The 16,472-nt window shown below is 52.1% G+C and carries 17 protein-coding genes and 2 pseudogenes; 6 read left to right on the top strand and 13 right to left on the bottom strand.

Features of this window, described 5'->3' with window-relative positions:
- Positions 1-53 precede the first annotated feature (53 nt).
- From CWM54_RS04525 to CWM54_RS04515, 3 genes are all read left to right on the top strand, one after another.
- The gene (locus CWM54_RS04525; protein ID WP_061154682.1) at positions 54-458 is read left to right on the top strand and encodes a carboxymuconolactone decarboxylase family protein; all 405 of its coding nucleotides are present in this window, start codon (positions 54-56) and stop codon (positions 456-458) included.
- Between the two features lie 292 nt (positions 459-750).
- The gene (locus CWM54_RS04520) at positions 751-1,383 is read left to right on the top strand and encodes a histidine phosphatase family protein (protein ID WP_100696160.1); all 633 of its coding nucleotides are present in this window, start codon (positions 751-753) and stop codon (positions 1,381-1,383) included.
- A gap of 67 nt (positions 1,384-1,450) precedes the next feature.
- The gene (locus CWM54_RS04515) at positions 1,451-2,371 is read left to right on the top strand and encodes a LysR family transcriptional regulator (protein ID WP_100696158.1); all 921 of its coding nucleotides are present in this window, start codon (positions 1,451-1,453) and stop codon (positions 2,369-2,371) included.
- Here CWM54_RS04515 and CWM54_RS04510 read toward each other — a convergent pair.
- The 9 genes and pseudogenes from CWM54_RS04510 to CWM54_RS28370 all read right to left on the bottom strand — a co-directional run bounded on the left by CWM54_RS04510 (position 2,368) and on the right by CWM54_RS28370 (position 8,312).
- Positions 2,368-4,062 (bottom strand): thiamine pyrophosphate-binding protein, encoded by a 1,695-nt coding sequence (locus CWM54_RS04510; RefSeq protein WP_100696157.1) that lies wholly within the window; start codon positions 4,060-4,062, stop codon positions 2,368-2,370. The two genes, CWM54_RS04515 and CWM54_RS04510, sit on opposite strands and share 4 nt — an antisense overlap.
- A gap of 388 nt (positions 4,063-4,450) precedes the next feature.
- Positions 4,451-4,848 (bottom strand): annotated as a pseudogene (locus CWM54_RS04505) (DUF1367 family protein); the annotation flags it as partial.
- 247 nt (positions 4,849-5,095) lie between these two features.
- Positions 5,096-5,623: a hypothetical protein gene (locus tag CWM54_RS04500; RefSeq protein ID WP_100696155.1), complete on the bottom strand. Its 528-nt coding sequence runs from the start codon at positions 5,621-5,623 to the stop codon at positions 5,096-5,098.
- A 111-nt stretch (positions 5,624-5,734) separates the two neighbouring features.
- Complete coding sequence (locus CWM54_RS04495) at positions 5,735-6,244, bottom strand: hypothetical protein (protein WP_100696153.1); 510 nt, start codon at positions 6,242-6,244, stop codon at positions 5,735-5,737.
- Positions 6,245-6,684: 440 nt separating this feature from the next.
- Positions 6,685-7,005, bottom strand: coding sequence for a TonB family protein (locus CWM54_RS04490; protein WP_100696151.1), 321 nt, complete (start codon positions 7,003-7,005; stop codon positions 6,685-6,687).
- An 81-nt stretch (positions 7,006-7,086) separates the two neighbouring features.
- Entirely contained in the window at positions 7,087-7,350 is a 264-nt protein-coding gene (locus CWM54_RS04485) for an immunity protein (RefSeq protein ID WP_100696149.1), read from the bottom strand.
- A 62-nt stretch (positions 7,351-7,412) separates the two neighbouring features.
- Positions 7,413-7,538, bottom strand: a pseudogene (locus tag CWM54_RS04480) (DNA polymerase III subunit theta); the annotation flags it as partial.
- Between the two features lie 40 nt (positions 7,539-7,578).
- Positions 7,579-8,079, bottom strand: coding sequence for a hypothetical protein (locus tag CWM54_RS04475; RefSeq protein ID WP_100696147.1), 501 nt, complete (start codon positions 8,077-8,079; stop codon positions 7,579-7,581).
- Positions 8,080-8,153: 74 nt separating this feature from the next.
- Positions 8,154-8,312 (bottom strand): hypothetical protein, encoded by a 159-nt coding sequence (locus CWM54_RS28370; RefSeq protein ID WP_165785882.1) that lies wholly within the window; start codon positions 8,310-8,312, stop codon positions 8,154-8,156.
- Positions 8,313-8,349: 37 nt separating this feature from the next.
- Between CWM54_RS28370 and CWM54_RS04470 the strand changes: the two genes are divergently transcribed.
- Positions 8,350-8,727, top strand: coding sequence for a hypothetical protein (locus CWM54_RS04470; RefSeq protein WP_240613986.1), 378 nt, complete (start codon positions 8,350-8,352; stop codon positions 8,725-8,727).
- Between the two features lie 148 nt (positions 8,728-8,875).
- Here the strand turns inward: CWM54_RS04470 and dcp are convergent, their stop codons facing one another.
- Positions 8,876-10,921 carry a peptidyl-dipeptidase Dcp gene (dcp, locus tag CWM54_RS04465; protein ID WP_100696143.1) on the bottom strand — a complete coding sequence of 682 codons (2,046 nt, stop codon included), beginning with the start codon at positions 10,919-10,921 and terminating at the stop codon, positions 8,876-8,878.
- A 130-nt stretch (positions 10,922-11,051) separates the two neighbouring features.
- Here dcp and ydfG point away from each other — a divergent pair, with 130 nt between their 5' ends.
- Both ydfG and CWM54_RS04455 read left to right on the top strand, forming a co-directional pair.
- Complete coding sequence (gene ydfG / locus CWM54_RS04460) at positions 11,052-11,801, top strand: bifunctional NADP-dependent 3-hydroxy acid dehydrogenase/3-hydroxypropionate dehydrogenase YdfG (RefSeq protein ID WP_061154691.1); 750 nt, start codon at positions 11,052-11,054, stop codon at positions 11,799-11,801.
- 91 nt (positions 11,802-11,892) lie between these two features.
- On the top strand, positions 11,893-12,579 hold the full coding sequence (locus CWM54_RS04455; RefSeq protein ID WP_008805006.1) for a GntR family transcriptional regulator: 687 nt from the start codon (positions 11,893-11,895) through the stop codon (positions 12,577-12,579).
- A gap of 51 nt (positions 12,580-12,630) precedes the next feature.
- On the opposite strand, the gene CWM54_RS04450 is transcribed toward CWM54_RS04455, so the two are convergent.
- The 3 genes from CWM54_RS04450 to CWM54_RS04440 form a co-directional block, all read right to left on the bottom strand.
- A complete protein-coding gene (locus CWM54_RS04450; RefSeq protein ID WP_008805007.1) occupies positions 12,631-13,062 on the bottom strand; it encodes a universal stress protein in 432 nt (143 codons plus the stop codon).
- Between the two features lie 267 nt (positions 13,063-13,329).
- Positions 13,330-14,793 (bottom strand): mannitol dehydrogenase family protein, encoded by a 1,464-nt coding sequence (locus tag CWM54_RS04445; protein WP_100696141.1) that lies wholly within the window; start codon positions 14,791-14,793, stop codon positions 13,330-13,332.
- Between the two features lie 286 nt (positions 14,794-15,079).
- Positions 15,080-16,363, bottom strand: a complete 1,284-nt coding sequence (locus CWM54_RS04440; RefSeq protein ID WP_064170107.1) for an MFS transporter — start codon at positions 16,361-16,363, stop codon at positions 15,080-15,082.
- Positions 16,364-16,472: the final 109 nt, after the last annotated feature.

Genomic DNA, 16,472 nt, shown 5'->3' with positions numbered 1-16,472 from the left:
AAATTTCACCAGCGGGTTTTAATCTGTTTTCACTTAGTGCAGGAGGGTTAAAAATGATGACTAATACAGAGCTCCGTGAGCGAGGAATGAGATTGTTTAATGAGCTGTATGGAAATGGTGCGGGAGAAGAACTACGAAAGGACATGGCCGATTTGTGCCCTGATTTTACTGATATCTCGATCGAATGGGCTATGGGAGGCATCCTTGCACGCCCGGGGCTGGACGCTAAAACGCGGGAGCTGGTTGTCATTGCTTCCTGTGTCACTCTGGGTCATACGGTTCCACAATTGAGGGCGCACGCTCAGGCAGCGCTAAATGCAGGGGCAACCAGAGAAGAAATCATCGAGGTTGTCCTGCAATTACTGTTTTATGCAGGAGGCGCCGCGGTGCGCAATGCACTCGTCAATATACGCGATATTTTAAATGCTGAATTAAACGTCGAAGCGAAAATGTCCTGAAGAAAATTGCTGTTTGCCATTCTAGCCATCCCATTTGACAAGCGTGCTGGCTCGGGTCATTGTCTGGCGCGTTTTTTGGATTGTCTGCATCACATTCCGAACCGGGCGTTACTGATTAAGGGAATGGGATGGCTCACTCTATTTCAGAGACGGTATCTCATCACGACATACTGTCAGATACAAGGAAATCGGGGAGGCAGAGTCTGTCTTCGTCCAGTGCTAAAAATCCCACTCAATTAAAGGGATATGTCTAAACTGTAGCATTTAAATCAACAACATATATGGCCATTTAATGATGCAAGTGATACTTGTTCGACACGCGGAAACAGAGTGGAATATAAAAGGAATGATTCAGGGACAGAGTGATAGTGCGTTAACCCCTCGGGGGGAGCGCCAAACATCAGCTTTACTTGCCGCGTTTGCAGCGAGTGATTACCGGGTAGACTGCGTTTACACGTCTCCGCTTGGTCGTGCCTGGCAAATGGGACAACGCCTGGCTGACCGTTTTCGTTGCCCATTGATAGCTGAGCCGGCCCTCAAAGAACAGGCCTTTGGCCAGTTCGAAGGTATGTTAACGTCACAGCTCATGCAACAACGTCCCCACGATGCGCATGCGTTATTCACACATGATGCCGAGTATTGCCCACCACAGGGAGAGTCATTAGCACAAGCAACCCGACGAGTAACAGGTTTCATACAAAACCTACAAGAAACCACAGAACATCAGCGCGTCTGTATTGTCACGCACGGGCAAGTCAGCCAGGGCGTGCTGGCGGTGCTTAAAGAAGGAACTATTGAGAACTTTTCGCGGTACGCTCACCCTAATGCAAGCTACGCTGTGTTCGATTTCCGGGGTGGGAAATGCCTGGCAATCAGATGGGGAATTGCCACACACCTGCTTCAACTCGAACGCCAGAACGCTTAATTTCATATGCCTCTCTGCGGCAAACAAGTGATACCCTGGAAGGTATTAACCTGCTTCAGGAATGCTTATGAAACCGACCCTTAATCAGTTGTTTAACTTTTGCACTGTTGCTGAAACCGGAAACATTGGCAAAGCCGCCAGTAAACTCAATATTTCGCAGCCCCCCTTAAGCCGGCAAATAGCCCAGCTGGAAACCATCCTCGATGCAAAGCTATTTAACCGGGCCGCTAAAGGGGTCAGTTTAACCCTTGCCGGTGAGCAATTTCTGCTGGACTGTCGCGCGATGCTGGCAATGCTGGAGCAGGCCTGTAATAACGTACGGGCAATAGAATCAGGGCAGAAAGGGGTTCTGAAATTAGGTGCAACAATGTATGCCAGCTATAGCGTTGTGCCGCATGTTGCGATGCAGCACAGGAATACCTGTGCCGACGTGGAATTGCATTTTCAGGAGAGGGTCCCCTCTGATTTACATGCCGCATTACAGGATGGCAGATTGGACGCGGCAATTAGCTTCTCCGAGACGGCCACGCCGGGAATTCATTCACTGGTGCTCTTGCGTGAGCCGCTCATCGCCGCCCTTCCTGTCAACCACCCTCAGGCTCAACGCGAGCATTTCAGGCTTGAATCACTCTGTGATGACCCGTTCATCACGGTTCCGCGCCAGAGCGCGCCGATGCTCTATGATTCCATCCTTCATCAGTGCCTCAAAGCTGGATTTAGTCCGCAAATAGGTCTGGAAGCCTCCGTGCAGCAGACTGTGATGAATTTTGTGGCCCATGGTGTTGGTGTCGCGCTTATTCCTGCCAGTATGGAAAATGCTCAATTACGCGGTGTGGTTTACCGGAGGCTGGAAAATCCGAATATGGTGGAGAATATGCTGATGTGGTCGGCAAAGAACACGAATCCGGCTTTACCGGGTTTTGTGAACCTGTGCCGCAGTATCAAGGATAAACTGGATGCGGCACAGTCCGGACGGATAAACGATTAACTTTTACTGATGATGATTTCGATGACATTAGGCTTGCCACTCGCCAGTGCGGCCTCAACGGCCGGGGCGATATCGCCGGCACGGATAACTTTTCGGGTCTCCAGCCCCATAGATGCACCCAGTGCCTGATAATCCACTGCCGGATTAACCAAATCCATTGCGATGAAGCGATCTGTTTGGGCCGACGTATAATCTGCCTGAGAACGCATGAAGTTTTTCAATACGTTATATTCCGTGTTATTCATGACAATAAAGGTGACTGGCAGTTTTTCATGTGCGGCCGTCCAGAGAGCCTGAGGGGAGTACATCGCCGCGCCGTCTCCCACAAAGCACACCACAGGCGCTTTTCCCAAACCGAGTGAATAGCCGACAGCCGCGGGCATTCCCCATCCCAGGCCACCGCCGCGTAAAAAGGCATATTGATCCGCACGGTGACTGTTGAGAGATTTGCGAAGCGAGCCGCTGGTGGCAATCGCCTCGTCAACAATGGCCACATCTGGTCCGATCGCCCTTGCTGCCTCAAACGCCGCCACCAACGGCGTAATTACCGTAGCAGATTGTTGTTCCTGAACCTGCCCGAGCAGACTTTCTTTGCTTAATTCAAACTCATTAGCCGCCTTTTCAAAACGGCGTTGATAATCACGGCGATGGTTTGCCGTGGCTTTCTCCAGTTCAGGTAGTAGTGCCATTAACGAGGATTTAATATCGCCAACCACTGAGAGTTCACTACTGTAGGTGCGTCCCAGGTCGCCTGCATCAGCTGATAACTGGAACACTTTACACTGGTCCGGCACTGCCTGACCTTCGGTATAAAGAATAGTGATAAGCGACTTACCGCCAAGGGCAAAAATAGCATCGTACTGGCTTAATGCTCGGTTAATTTCCGTCGCTTTCGTGGACAAATTGCCCCGCCAGAGAGGGTGTGCTGTTGGGTAGGGGATCCGGTTCGGCCATGTTGAACCGTACACGTCAGCGGCAAGCATCTCAGCAAGAGCAACAACCTCATTGGCCGCTTCACTTTGATAGATTTCGTCGCCGGCAATCAGTGCGACGTTACCCGGAGTAAATGCCGCCAGCCTACTCGCCAGCAAAGGTAACGAACCCGCGACTGCATTGCGGTCGATAGTAGAAGGCGCGCCGATGCCGATAGCACTCATCGCCTCCATCACATCCATCGGAAGCGACAGGAAAACGGAGCCTTTCGGTGCAGCGTCAGAATCGTGGAAAGCCCGGCGAACTAATACCGGTAACTGGTCAACGTGGGTAACCTCCTGTGACCATTTCGCGAACGTTTTACCCATACCGACCAGATCACCCAACAATAATGGGTCGGTTGTCGTGTGGCGTGAATCCTGCTGCCCCGCCGTCACCACCAGTGGTGTCTGTGAGCATTTTGCATTCAACAGATTTCCCATGCCGTGGCCTAAACCACCGGCGGTATGCAGATTCAGAAAGCCTGGTTTTTTTGCTGCCTGCGCATAACCGTCCGCCATGGCGACTGCACTCGCTTCCTGCAGAGCTAACACGTACTGAATTGACGGTTTTCTTAACAGCGCATCCATAAACGGCAGTTCGGTGGTACCTGGATTACCAAACACATATTCCACCCCTTCACTTTCCAGAACTTCTAACAATACATCACCGCCACGGCGTGCATTGGCGTTCTGAACTTTAGTTATTGTGTTACTCATAGAATGATCACCTCTGTCTGGGTATTCGTTCGCCCTGTCTGGCGGGTGATTCAATCTTAATCACGGGTCTAACCCCCTTTCCAATACTATATTGATGCCCAGCCATACCCTTTTAGGTATGGGAAGTCATTCGCTGTTCGCCAGGAGATGGAAAGCTATGACGGACTGAGACACTGACACTCAATCAAAGCCAGCCACATTATCGAAACCCTCTCTGATGTCTGCTATTCGCTGAATCTCGCCGCCGCAGTGCGGGCATGATGCCGGATTTTCTTTAGCCATCTACTCTGGCTCACCTGGCGCTGGACCCCCTTCTGGCTCGCTACCAATTCGTCGGCCTGCTGCGTTGTGCATTCGAGATGGTGAAACCATGAGCGTTTCATCGGCATCACCCCGCGAAGCTTAAAAGCTGGTTGGCGGCGTTTTCAGCTTCCTGCAAACTGTTGAACGAACGAGAGAGGATCCACCGCCAGAGAACATCGAGCGATGCTTTGTACAGTTCCTGGAACTCGCATTCGTCCATGCTGGCGAAAGAAATACTGCAAGGATGTTTTTTAGTGTGCCGTCCGGCAGCTGTATGGCGTCATAGTGGCCGGCTTCAACGATGACCCACGCCCGGTAAGCATCGAAAGATTTGCAAATACTGATATAGCCGGATCGCTTCTCGGCTATTCGGTCGAGATATTGCCAGGCGGCATCAAGTAACACCGATTCACTCCCGCCATATGCAGCAAGGTATTTGGCGTAACCTGTGATAAGCCTGCACTCATTAGACGAAATAGCTCCGCTGTAAGCATTGATCTCCTCCCTGAAAACATGATCTCCTCCCTGATAATGTGCGCAAGGACGAAAGCAACCACTTATCGCAGGCAAGTTGGGAGTGGAGCTTAAGAAATCATCGTGGTAATTATTGTCGCACTTGTCACTTCCTAAAATCTAAAGTGCTGCATGTAGAGCGCATAGCTCACCGGAGTTTTTCAGACTCCGATGGAATGAATATGGCGGGTTGATTAAGATAAATCAAAGTAGAAAGTCAAAAAACTTTCCACAAATTACCCTTCGTTTGGAAGAGTAACATCTGTAAAAGATCATTTGCTGCCTTGAAATTATCATGTTGGTCGGTGAAGTGATATTTCCATTTTTCACCGTGAAATAAGTTGTTTCTAAGGCAGTGCAGAACCTTTAAGCAAAGACTCAGCATCTGTTTCTCGTCGGGACTCTGATTTTCCATCAATACAATCATTCGAGGTTTAGTTTCACCCCTAGCGTAATTATCTGGAAATAGCTCGTGAAACAGATGATTAACCTCTCCTGAGTCTAAATATCGTTTCGTATAGTGACTATGCACTTTTCTCACTAAATTAAGATCGATACTTCCTGAAGACAAAAGCCAATCGGCAACATTGCCTGTGGTTGCAATACTTGTCCCATTGTGTGACCATTTGCTTTCTCCGAAGGCATAAAGCAACGTGAACAGATATATATTGTCCCATTCTTCACGCTTTAGATTTTTCCCACCGTCGGTCAATTCAATCAATACATTTTCGAATTTGTGTTGCATACTACCTCCTTTACAAACTATTTTTTATGTTCTGCTCAGCCATTTCGAGATAGCACGGACGCATGTGCACTGGAGTAGCACATGCGGTCCATAAAACAGTATATTGGTCAACTATCTGCCCCTGTCATACAATTTCCCATCAGAGCTTAGCCATACACCATCACTTAGATATACATCATCATAGGAATCATCATGCGAGAGAAAGGAGTAAATCTCTTTCATATCATTCATTACATCTTCTCTGCCGGGGTTGCAGGTATCGTATATCTGGAAAAAATGCTCAAGAACTTGACGAACCTCTTCTATGTCTTCTTTCTCTTTTCCAGGAACAAACGCTATAGTACATATGCGTATGAACTTTCTACCCGAGCTATCCGTCTCATGGGAAGGTGGAATGTTTAGCCATGTGCCTAGTTGCAACGCAGAAGATATTAGCTTAATTTTATCTCTGCACACATAGTAGCTTTTGTCATCTTCACTGGCCGTCACGGTCATCAGTGAGTAATGAGGATCATTACCAACTATTCGCAAATAGCTCGTCTTTCCCCTTGTAACGATGAAGCTTTCTTGACCACCAAAACCACGCTTGTTTGATTTTTTAATTATTATCTCTTGAACCATTATCCCCTCCAGACATTATGTTACGCTCACTCCTTAGAACAACTGTGGAGTTATATGCCCCTTAATTTTCTCTTCAATCTCGCTATGTATGCAACATCGAAAGCGTCGAGAGCGTCGTGACCTTGGTCTGCTCGTCTTTAGTTTTGTCTGCAATTTTACACAGTGACATACCCCCCCCTCTAATGTTGAGGGGATTATAATTTATTTTTGATCAGGAGGGTCGCCTTTGATAAGCAAACTTTCGGGTATAGGTTGAGGTTTTAACCTGTCAATAAGAGCATTAATCTGTACTGAATCTGATGATGCCCCGATAGCAATTGCATATGTTTTCCCGTCATACTTATGTTGAACAACGTCAAAAACCAAGACTGGCCTAACGGTGGCTGGCTCATTGGCAGACTCAACAGTTAACTCAGTAACCCGTAATTTATCAGGAGCACTTACGGTTGAGACGGCCTAAATTTTATGGTTCCACGGGCAATGCCCGGTCTTCCTGGCTCAAACTTGCATTTCCTGATTGCTGATCTAGTTTCTCTAAAAAAGATCTCAGTACCGGTTGTCTCAACAGAAGTAACCTCCCCTTTTTCATTTACTGTGGCAAAATATGTTACAGTGCCGCTATTCTTATTAGCCATAGCAGAAGCTGGATAATAAGGGAAAGGGCAGCTTATGCGCACAGGTGATATTTCTTCTTTATTTTCAACAGCAAACGCTACATTTGATATTAGAACAGCACAAACCAGAGGTAATGTTTTTTTCATAAACGATACCAACTTTTGTTTTCCTTGTATCCCTAGGCTACTGGAAGTTGAGAGTTCCTAGGCGTTTAGTTGCACGATATTTTATTTAACCCCATACCGTTTTTCCTTGACAAATTCAGGTTCTCTCCAGTTAGGGCCTTTATCGGGAAGAGGTTGACCTGTATGTTTTAGTTTTCCTTCCTTGAACAGTCTCTCATGAGTCCTTAGTAACTCACCATTAGCAAAAGCATCAAAGTTATACCTAACATACATACGGTCGATGCTAGGATATGGAGTAATAGGTGAAAAATACAGAAGAACATCTTCCACACTTACATTTTTATAAATGCCTTCAAGATCTAGCATGATTTTTCCTCCCCTGTACTTCCTCACTCGAAATTATAAAACGCCCTTCCCTACCTGATTATCGCTACTTCTTCGGCGACAACCGGCATGTTCATGCGATCTTTGTAGGCGACGCCGGAAGCCACGAGGTCGACGTTGACCTTATCCTGCTCGTCCTTGGTTTTTGTTGCGATGTTATGCTTTGACATAGGCTATATCTCTGATGTGGATGCAGTTATCTTTCAATTCTCAATCTGCCAGATCAGCATCCGTCGCTATCATTAGGCTGAAAAAATTAATGGCATCATCCCAATGATCTTTAAGCTTAACTGCAGCGTCCCAATCTCCTTTTCCCTTAAATAAAGCTCTAGGAGCATCGTTATTATTCAGCTCTTCGAATAGTTCCATATTAATTTTATTTATAAAGTATTCTTTTAATTCATCCCTTTCCTTGTTATCACTGTACTCATTATAATCTTGTATTATTTTCATCGCCTGTCGCAGACTTCTGACAATGTTTGCTCCATCATGGAATGTCCAATCAGAACCTTGCTTCCCTTTGGCATATCCATTAGCCCTCTCTGCGCAGTTCTTTAATGACTCATAAGCATTCATTCTGCTTTGCAGTTGAAGAGATTTCGTTGCTGTCTGTCTACTTAAGAATGCTGCATATGCCGCAGCCAAGCCACCAAATGCCGTAACTGCTGCAATAGCCATGTTCCAGTCGGCACTAGTAAATTCCCGATTCATAATTACTCCAAAAACTCCCCTCAGTTTGTGAAGGGAGTATACATCACTGCGCGGCTTTGCGTTCTGCGGGGGATTTAGGCATGCTCCCGTTCCTTCTCGTGCTCGTCTTCATTGCTGAAGTCGTCGTCGATAGGCATCAGATACTGCGCCTTCTCCAACGCCTCTACCAGCGCATGAATGCGGTCTTGCTGATAGTTCCACGCTGTTACTACGTCAGCCCATGCGCGCCCCAATCGGCAATACCTGCACATTAAGCAGCGAAAGACAGGTGTGAAACTTGCTATTCCACTCAGTTTGCGCAGTGAGGTGCTGGACATTAGCCTGGCACAAGTGATCAAGCGCTGTAGGGATCGGGTTGTTAGCCCGTGGCTTCTTCACCACGTAACGTCCAGCGGGAAAGTAAAAGCCGGCGATCAGGTTGGCGAGAACAGCCTTAGCGTTTCCTTCAAACTCGCAGTGGATAGCACTAACCTTTCCATTGAAAGAGGGAAAACAATGCCTACTTTCCATGAGCAGCGCTCACTGTCCGAACGTCTGTATGAGGCACAGGGAATCAATACCCAACAGCTGTTAGGACACTCATCAGAAAAAATGACAGCACAGTATCACAACGATCGGGGTCTCGATTGGGTGAAAGTAAAGGTGTAGCTACGTGAAAAATTGGGCCGTACCCCCATGCAAATTTAGCAAAATTTAAAGATTCATTTTGGGGAAAAATTTTGGAGGGATTTTGGGGAAGAAAAAATCGAAAAAAACCGGGCATCGCGCCCGGTTATCGTGTCAGCCCGAAATGGCCCTACGTATTCAACCCGCGATTTTTCAGCATCGGCTCAATCTGTGGATCGTGCCCGCGCCACTGGCGATAAAGTTCAGCTAAATCAGTGCTATTACCGCGCGACAGAATCGCCTCCCGGAAGCGCTGACCGTTCTCACGGGTCAAACCGCCCTGCTCCACAAACCACTGATAGCCATCGTCGGCCAGCATCTGGGTCCACAGATAGGCGTAATAGCCTGCCGCATAGCCGCCGCCGAAGATATGGGAGAAATAGCTGCTGCGATAGCGCGGCGGAACGGCCGCCAGATCCAGGTGTTCTTCCTGCAATATCTTCTGCTCAAACCCATCCACGCCCTCCGGTATTGCCGAGGTCGACAGGCTATGCCAGCGCATATCGAGTAACGCAGCAGCCAACAGCTCGCTCATGTCGTACCCTTTATTGAAGGTTGCCGCACGCAACATATTGTCGCGTAGCGCCTCCGGCATCGACTCCCCGGACTGGTAGTGCTTCGCGTAGTGGGCAAACACCTGCGGCTGGCTGGCCCAGTGTTCGAAGATCTGCGAAGGAAATTCGACAAAATCGCGCGGGGTATTGGTTCCGGAGAGGCTGGCGTAACGCTGGCTGGCGAACAGCCCATGCAGGGTATGACCAAACTCATGGAACAGAGTGATCACCTCATCCCACGACAACAGCGCGCTCTGCCCTGCCTGCGGCCGGGCGTAGTTGCAGACATTGTAGATAACCGGTCGCTGCTCCCGCAGGGTAGACTGTTCGACAAACACATCCATCCAGGCGCCGCCGCTTTTTGAGTCGCGTGCGTAGTAGTCACCATAAAACAGCGCCATCCCTTCGCCGTTGTGATCGAAGATCTCCCAGACCCGAACATCCGGGTGATAGACGGGGATATCGAAGCGCTCGACAAAGCGGAGGCCAAAGAGCTGTGTGGCCGTCCAGAAGACGCCATCCTGCAGCACGCGCTCGAGAGCAAAATAGGGTTTAAGCTGCGCATCATCAATGGCAAAGGCAGCTCGCCGCACCTGTTCGCTGTAATAGAGCCAGTCCCATGCCGCGGCGCGAAACGCCCCGCCCTCGTTGTCAATCACCTGCTGGATGTCAGCCAGCTCTCGTTCCGCCCGCGCCCGCGCTGCCGGCGCGATCCGGCGCATAAAAGTTAATGCCTCCGCCGGAGAGGCCGCCATTTGATCGGTCAGCGCCCAGCTGGCGTAATCGGCCTCACCCAGCAGCTCCGCCTGCTGCGCGCGGATCGCCGCCAGTCGCAGCACCAGGCGACGCGTATCATGCTCATCGCCCTGCTGATTGCGCGTCCAGCCAGCGGCAAAGAGATTCTCCCGTGTCTGTCGGTCGCGCAAAGAGAGCAGCGGCGGCTGCTGGGTGGTATTGGTCAGCGTCAGCAGCCAGCGGTCACTGAGCCCTTTTTCCCGCGCCGCATCGGCCGCCGCGGCTATCTCCTCATCCGCCAGGCCATCCAGTTGATGTCGGTAATCAACCACCAGGCCACCGCTTTTGGCCGCCCCCAGCAGCCGCTGCTGGAACTGACTTTGCAGGGTCGCCGCTTCGGTGTTCAGCGTGCGCAGCACCGCCTTCTGCGCCGGCGCCAGCGTCGCCCCGGCATGAACAAAACGTTGCCAGGTGAGGGTCAGGAGACGATGAGATTCGCTGTCTAACGCCAGCGCGTCACGCTGCTCATAGACGCTGTTCACTCGCTGAAATAAGGCCTCGTTAAGCCAGATGTCATTCCCCAGCTCGGCGAGCTCAGCGGAAAATTCTTCATCCAGAGACTGAATGAACGGGTTGGTGTGGGCGCCAGCCATGGCGAAAAAGACCCGCGTCACTCGCGCCAGCAGCTGTCCGCTCTGTTCAAGAGCCTCAAGAGTGTTGGCAAAATTCGCCGGCTCGGGGTTGTCGATTATCGCGCGGATCTCCGCGCGCTGCTGCCGAACACCCTCATCAAACGCCGGGCGATAGTGGCAGTCCTGGATGAGATCAAACGGGGGTGCCTGGTAAGGCAGCAAACTGACGCTAAAAAAGGGATTTTGTTCAGACATCTTTCTCTCCTGCACAGGCTAATCCTGTAAGATTAGGCTTCTCCTTAAGGGGTCGCAATGATTTCCGTTACCGGTCGCCGTCTGTGCGTGCTATGGTATGAAAACACAAAAAGCGTTGAGGAACAGTAAGATGATTATCATGGTTACCGGTGCCACCGCCGGTTTTGGTGAAAGTATTACTCGCCGTTTCGTCGCTAACGGCCATAAAGTGATTGCCACCGGACGTCGTGAAGAGCGCCTGAAGACGCTGAAAGACGACCTTGGTGATAACCTTTATATCGCCCAGCTTGACGTGCGCAACCGCGCCGCCATTGAGACGCTGATTGCCGATCTGCCCGCTGAGTGGCAGGCGATTGACGTCCTGGTGAATAACGCCGGTCTGGCGCTTGGTCTGGAGCCGGCGCACCGCGCCAGCGTGGAAGACTGGGAAGATATGATCGACACCAATAATAAAGGGCTGGTGTACATGACCCGCGCGGTCCTGCCGGGTATGGTGGAGCGCAATCGCGGGCATATCATTAACATAGGCTCCACGGCAGGTAGTTGGCCTTATGCCGGGGGCAACGTCTATGGGGCGACCAAAGCCTTCGTCCGTCAGTTCAGCCTGAATCTTCGTACCGACCTGCACGGCACCGCGGTGCGCGTCACCGACATTGAGCCGGGTCTGGTGGGAGGCACCGAGTTCTCCAACGTCCGCTTTAAAGGTGATGACGCCAAAGCCGGGAAAACTTATGAGAACACCGAAGCCCTGACGCCGGAAGATGTGACCGAGGCGGTCTGGTGGGTGGCCACCCTGCCGAAGCACGTCAACATCAACACCCTGGAGATGATGCCGGTGAGCCAGAGCTTTGCCGGACTCAGTATTCACCGTCAGGGCTAACCGTCAGCCACCCGGCCTGCGGGCCGGGTATGGGCGGAACCGCAAAAAACGCGTAAAATAGTGCGCATAATCCCTTAAAAAGTAACCATCAATGGCCGCAGAATCGCAACTGAATCCGACGCAACCCGTCAATCAGCAAATTTATCGCATCCTCCGCCGGGATATCGTTCACTGCCTGATCCCGCCTGGCACACCGCTGTCCGAGAAAGAAGTCTCCGTGCGTTTCGATGTGTCACGTCAGCCGGTGCGCGAGGCCTTCATCAAGCTGGCGGAAAATGGGCTTATCCAGATACGTCCCCAGCGCGGCAGCTACGTCAATAAAATTTCCTTGTCGCAGGTGCGCAATGGTTGCTTTGTCCGCCAGGCGATTGAGTGCGCGGTGGTCCGCCGCGCCGCCGGCATGATTAACGATGAACAGGTTTATCAGCTGGAGCAGAATCTCCATCAGCAGCGTATTGCCGTCGACAGACAACAATCAAACGACTTTTTCCTGCTTGATGATGAGTTTCACCAGAAGCTGTCGATCATTGCCGATTGTCAGCTGGCATGGGATACGGTGGAAAATATTAAAGCCGCCATCGACCGCGTGCGCTACATGAGCCTGGACCATATCACCTCGCCGGAGATGCTCCTGCGTCAGCACCATGAGATTTTCACCGCGCTGGAAAAACGCGACGCGGAGGCAGTAGAGCAGGCAATGAATGTCCATCTGCATGAAATCAGCGAGTCCGTGTTACTGATCCGCCAGGAGAACCGCGACTGGTTTAGCGAAGATTAATGGTCAGACGGCTGCCCAGCGTGGCTGACGCAGCCGTCGTGATTGAGGGGATTAACGGACGACCAGCACCGGCGTTTTGGCGTAGCGCAGAATCGACTCGGCGTTGGAGCCCAGCAGATGGGTGGAGATGCCCGGTTTGCGGGAGCCAACCACTATCACATCGAACTCTTCGTTATTACTGATAGCCAGAATTTCGTCGCGCACGTTACCAAAGACCACCCGGGTATGGATCCGCGACATCGGGATGTCAAACAGTCGCGCCACCTCGCGCATCTTTTTCTCCGACTCTTCTTTCATATAGGCTTCGAATTTACGAATATCCGCCGTAAAACCGCGTAATAGCGAACGACTGCTGTTCGGCAGAACGTTGAGCAATGTGATTTCACCGTTTTCTGCAGTGGCGAGGAATTCCGCGTGACGCACAGCTTTATCGCTTAAATCCATTTCAAAGACATCAACAGGCAATAAAATTTTTTTATACATGGCCCGTACTCCTTTTCCAGAGAAAGTTCTTTTTCAATGACTTAACTATGCCATTATGGCAGTAAATTACCAGCCATTATTCGGAAAAATAACAGCTAATTATCTTTAGTAAATCAGGGAAATATAGAGTTATGTATAGACATTGCGTTCGATCATATTTTCAGCACGCCAAAACCGATCGACAGCAAAGAAAAGGAAATATCAGCGGAAGGTGGCAGAGATAACAAAATAGCCGGTGTCGACGATGAGGCCGACACCGGAAGCGGATTATTGCTCGGCAGCCCACGCGGCGACGGTGGCTTTGGCCCCCTGCCGCTGCAGCGCCAGATAGGCGCGGGTCACCGCCGAGACGAAACGGGGCTCCTGCGGCAACGCCAGGCCGAAGATCGCCTCAATACCCAGCAGCGCTTTCACCCGCGCTTCACCCTCGGCGCTGGCCGCCACCGCCTGTTGGATAACCGGCAACAGCGGATCGCAAATCTCAATCGGCTGGCCGGCATCGTCAACGCCGCCGACATAGCGCATCCAGCCCGCCACACCGAGCGCCAGCAGTGTGAAATCTTGCTGGTGCGCCAGATGCCAGCGTACTGAGTCCAGCATGCGCTGCGGCAACTTCTGGCTGCCGTCCATGGCTATCTGCCAGGTACGGTGCTTCAGCGCCGGATTGCAGTAGCGGTCAATCAGCAGACTGGCGTAGCGCGGTAGATCCACCCCCTGCACTTTCAGCGTCGGCGCCTGTTCGTCCAGCATCAGCGCCAGCGCCGCGCGGCGGTAGTTGTCATCCTGCATACAGTCGTTGATGTGCTGATAACCGGCCAGATAGCCCAGGTACGCCAGGAACGAGTGGCTACCGTTGAGCATCCTCAGCTTCATCTCTTCAAAAGGCACCACATCGGCGACCAGTTCCGCTCCCGCTTTTTCCCACTGCGGACGTCCGGCAACAAAGTTATCCTCAATCACCCACTGACGGAAAGGTTCGCAGGCCACCCCGGCCGGGTCGCGCACGCCGGTCAGTTGCTCAATTTTATCGAGGGTTTCCGCGGTAACGGCCGGGACAATGCGGTCCACCATGGTCGATGGGAAGGTGGCATTCTGTTCAATCCAGGCCGCTAGCTCCGCGTCCAGCGCCCGGGCGTAGGCGCAGACGACATTGCGCATGACGTGACCGTTTTCCGGCATGTTGTCGCAGGACATCACGGTAAAAGCCGGCAAGCCTGCCGCCCGACGGCGAGCCAGAGCCTCTACCACCACACCCGGCGCCGATTTTGGCTGGTGCGGGTTGTGCAGATCGGCGACGATCAGCGGGTGATCGAGCTGCAGCTCGCCGCTGGCCGGCGAATGACAATAACCTTTCTCGGTAATGGTCAGGGATACAATGGCTACCTGAGGCTCACACATCGCCGCCAGCACCGCTTCGAGGCCATCAACCTGGGCGTGCAGCGCCTGCTTCACCACCCCAACCACGCGTGCGGTCCAGGCGTCGGCGGACATTTCGGCCACAGTGTACAGCCGATCCTGCTGGCGGAGGTCGGCGATCTGCTGCTCGCCGCCGATAAGATTGACTTCGGTATAGCCCCAGTCGCTGCCATGTTCACTGGCAAGAATATCGGCATATACCGCCTGATGGGCGCGGTGGAATGCGCCAAAACCAAGGTGCACGATACGGGGGATCAGCGCGCTGCGATCGTAGCCTGGCAGCATGGCGTTGGCGGTTAAAAGGGTGTTTTCCATGATGACTCTCGTTGTTATGTGTCTCATCAACCATTCTCGGGGAGAACTCTCGAGGAGAATGCCTTTGTGTCTCAACCATCGCACGCAATTGGTATAACATCTTTGATTTCTGTCAACTACCATACAAGAAGATGTAGCCGGTTCGCTGCCGGGAGTGAACCGTCACAAAATCATCGCTGATGGAATGGGAAATAGTCGCCGCGAGGAAATAAAAGAAGTCGACGAATGACACACCGGCCACGCGTCCCTGCGGGCCTGTCACTTAGCCGGGAGTCCGGTCTGGCGGTTAGTCGATACGGGTTTTAACGATAAAGAAGTAACACAACGCCCCGGTGAAGGTCACGCCGGCGGCGATCACCAGCGCCAGATTAAAAGAATGGGTGGTATCCACCACCCAGCCGGTGACGATCGGCGCAAAGGAGGCAAACACAAAGCTGCCAAAGTTTTGGATCGCTGCCACCGAAGCCACTTTATGCTCCGCCACCAATACCTGCACCAGCCCCCAGGCCGACGTCCCGGCAAAATGGACGCAAAACAGCGCCATGGAGATAAAAGCCACCGCCTGGGTCGGCGTGGAGGATTGTACCACCAGCAAGGTGCCCAGGGCCGACAGCACCAGACCGATCACGATCGCCATTTTGCGGGTTTTCGCCAGATCGTAACCTCTGCGCGCCAGGGCATCGACCACCAGGCCATTGACCCACATCCCCACCGCCGCGGCAAGGAACGGGATCGCCGCCACCCAGCCGGTACGGGCCAGGCTTAACCCTTGCTGCGCCTGCAAATAGCCGGGCAGCCAGGCGATATACAGCCAGCCGGTGTAGTTCACACCGGAAAAGCCCAGAATCATCCCCCAGGTGGTGCGCCGTTTAAACAGAGCCAGCCATTCGCTAAATTTCAGCGCCGGGCGGGCCACCTCCTCGCTGGCCAGATACTGCTGCTCCTCTTCCTGCAGGGTGAAGTGCCGGCGATTTCGGTAGCCCACATACCAGCACAGACCGACCACGATACCGGCTAAGCCAATCACCACAAACATCGTTCGCCAGCCCCAGGCCAGTTGCATAATAACCAGAGCCGGTGGCGCAATGGCCTGCCCCAGCACCGTCGAGGAGTTAAATATCCCCACCGCCGTACCGCGCTCTCTTTGCGCATACCAGTCATTGATTGATTTCACACCGGCGGGCATAAATGGCGCTTCACCAATCCCAAGGCCAATGCGCAGCAGAATAAAATGCGAGAACGAATTGACCATCCCGGTCAGGGCCTGCATTGCGGACCAGAAAATCAGTCCGGCGCCGAGCACAATGCGCGGTCCAACGCGATCCAGCAGTATTCCCGATGGCAATTGTGCGAAGCCGTAGGAGAGCGAAAAGGCGGAGAGCAGCACCCCGAACTCGGTGGCGCTGAGTCCCAGGTCGGCGCGTATTGCCTCCCCGGCGACGCTCAGCGAAGAGCGGTCAAGAAAGTTGACGATACCGGCGATAAACAGCAGCGTCAGGGTGATCTTCTGCACCCGACGGATGCGCAGCGGCGTCGCCCCCGTCCGGGCGGCAAGTGTCTCGATAGCCATCGTTGTTCCTTACAGAGTCATAACAAAAGAGAATGTCTGATAAGTAAGGCAACAGGTCGACTACCATACAAGAATTAGGGTTTAAAAAAGCGGCAGCGATCACACAAGG

Source organism: Klebsiella sp. D-Nf1, from assembly GCF_002810515.1.
Taxonomy (GTDB): domain Bacteria; phylum Pseudomonadota; class Gammaproteobacteria; order Enterobacterales; family Enterobacteriaceae; genus Klebsiella; species Klebsiella variicola.
The sequence above is the reverse complement of the archived record's forward strand: the minus strand, read 5'-3'. Positions and strand labels throughout refer to the sequence as shown.

Coding starts and splice junctions, on each gene's coding strand:
- CWM54_RS04525 (WP_061154682.1), top strand. CDS start 54: ATGATGACTAATACAGAGCTCCGTGAGCGAGGAATGAGATTGTTTAAT.
- CWM54_RS04520 (WP_100696160.1), top strand. CDS start 751: ATGATGCAAGTGATACTTGTTCGACACGCGGAAACAGAGTGGAATATA.
- CWM54_RS04515 (WP_100696158.1), top strand. CDS start 1,451: ATGAAACCGACCCTTAATCAGTTGTTTAACTTTTGCACTGTTGCTGAA.
- CWM54_RS04510 (WP_100696157.1), bottom strand. CDS start 4,062: ATGAGTAACACAATAACTAAAGTTCAGAACGCCAATGCACGCCGTGGC.
- CWM54_RS04500 (WP_100696155.1), bottom strand. CDS start 5,623: ATGCAACACAAATTCGAAAATGTATTGATTGAATTGACCGACGGTGGG.
- CWM54_RS04495 (WP_100696153.1), bottom strand. CDS start 6,244: ATGGTTCAAGAGATAATAATTAAAAAATCAAACAAGCGTGGTTTTGGT.
- CWM54_RS04490 (WP_100696151.1), bottom strand. CDS start 7,005: ATGAAAAAAACATTACCTCTGGTTTGTGCTGTTCTAATATCAAATGTA.
- CWM54_RS04485 (WP_100696149.1), bottom strand. CDS start 7,350: ATGCTAGATCTTGAAGGCATTTATAAAAATGTAAGTGTGGAAGATGTT.
- CWM54_RS04475 (WP_100696147.1), bottom strand. CDS start 8,079: ATGAATCGGGAATTTACTAGTGCCGACTGGAACATGGCTATTGCAGCA.
- dcp (WP_100696143.1), bottom strand. CDS start 10,921: ATGTCTGAACAAAATCCCTTTTTTAGCGTCAGTTTGCTGCCTTACCAG.
- ydfG (WP_061154691.1), top strand. CDS start 11,052: ATGATTATCATGGTTACCGGTGCCACCGCCGGTTTTGGTGAAAGTATT.
- CWM54_RS04455 (WP_008805006.1), top strand. CDS start 11,893: ATGGCCGCAGAATCGCAACTGAATCCGACGCAACCCGTCAATCAGCAA.
- CWM54_RS04450 (WP_008805007.1), bottom strand. CDS start 13,062: ATGTATAAAAAAATTTTATTGCCTGTTGATGTCTTTGAAATGGATTTA.
- CWM54_RS04445 (WP_100696141.1), bottom strand. CDS start 14,793: ATGGAAAACACCCTTTTAACCGCCAACGCCATGCTGCCAGGCTACGAT.
- CWM54_RS04440 (WP_064170107.1), bottom strand. CDS start 16,363: ATGGCTATCGAGACACTTGCCGCCCGGACGGGGGCGACGCCGCTGCGC.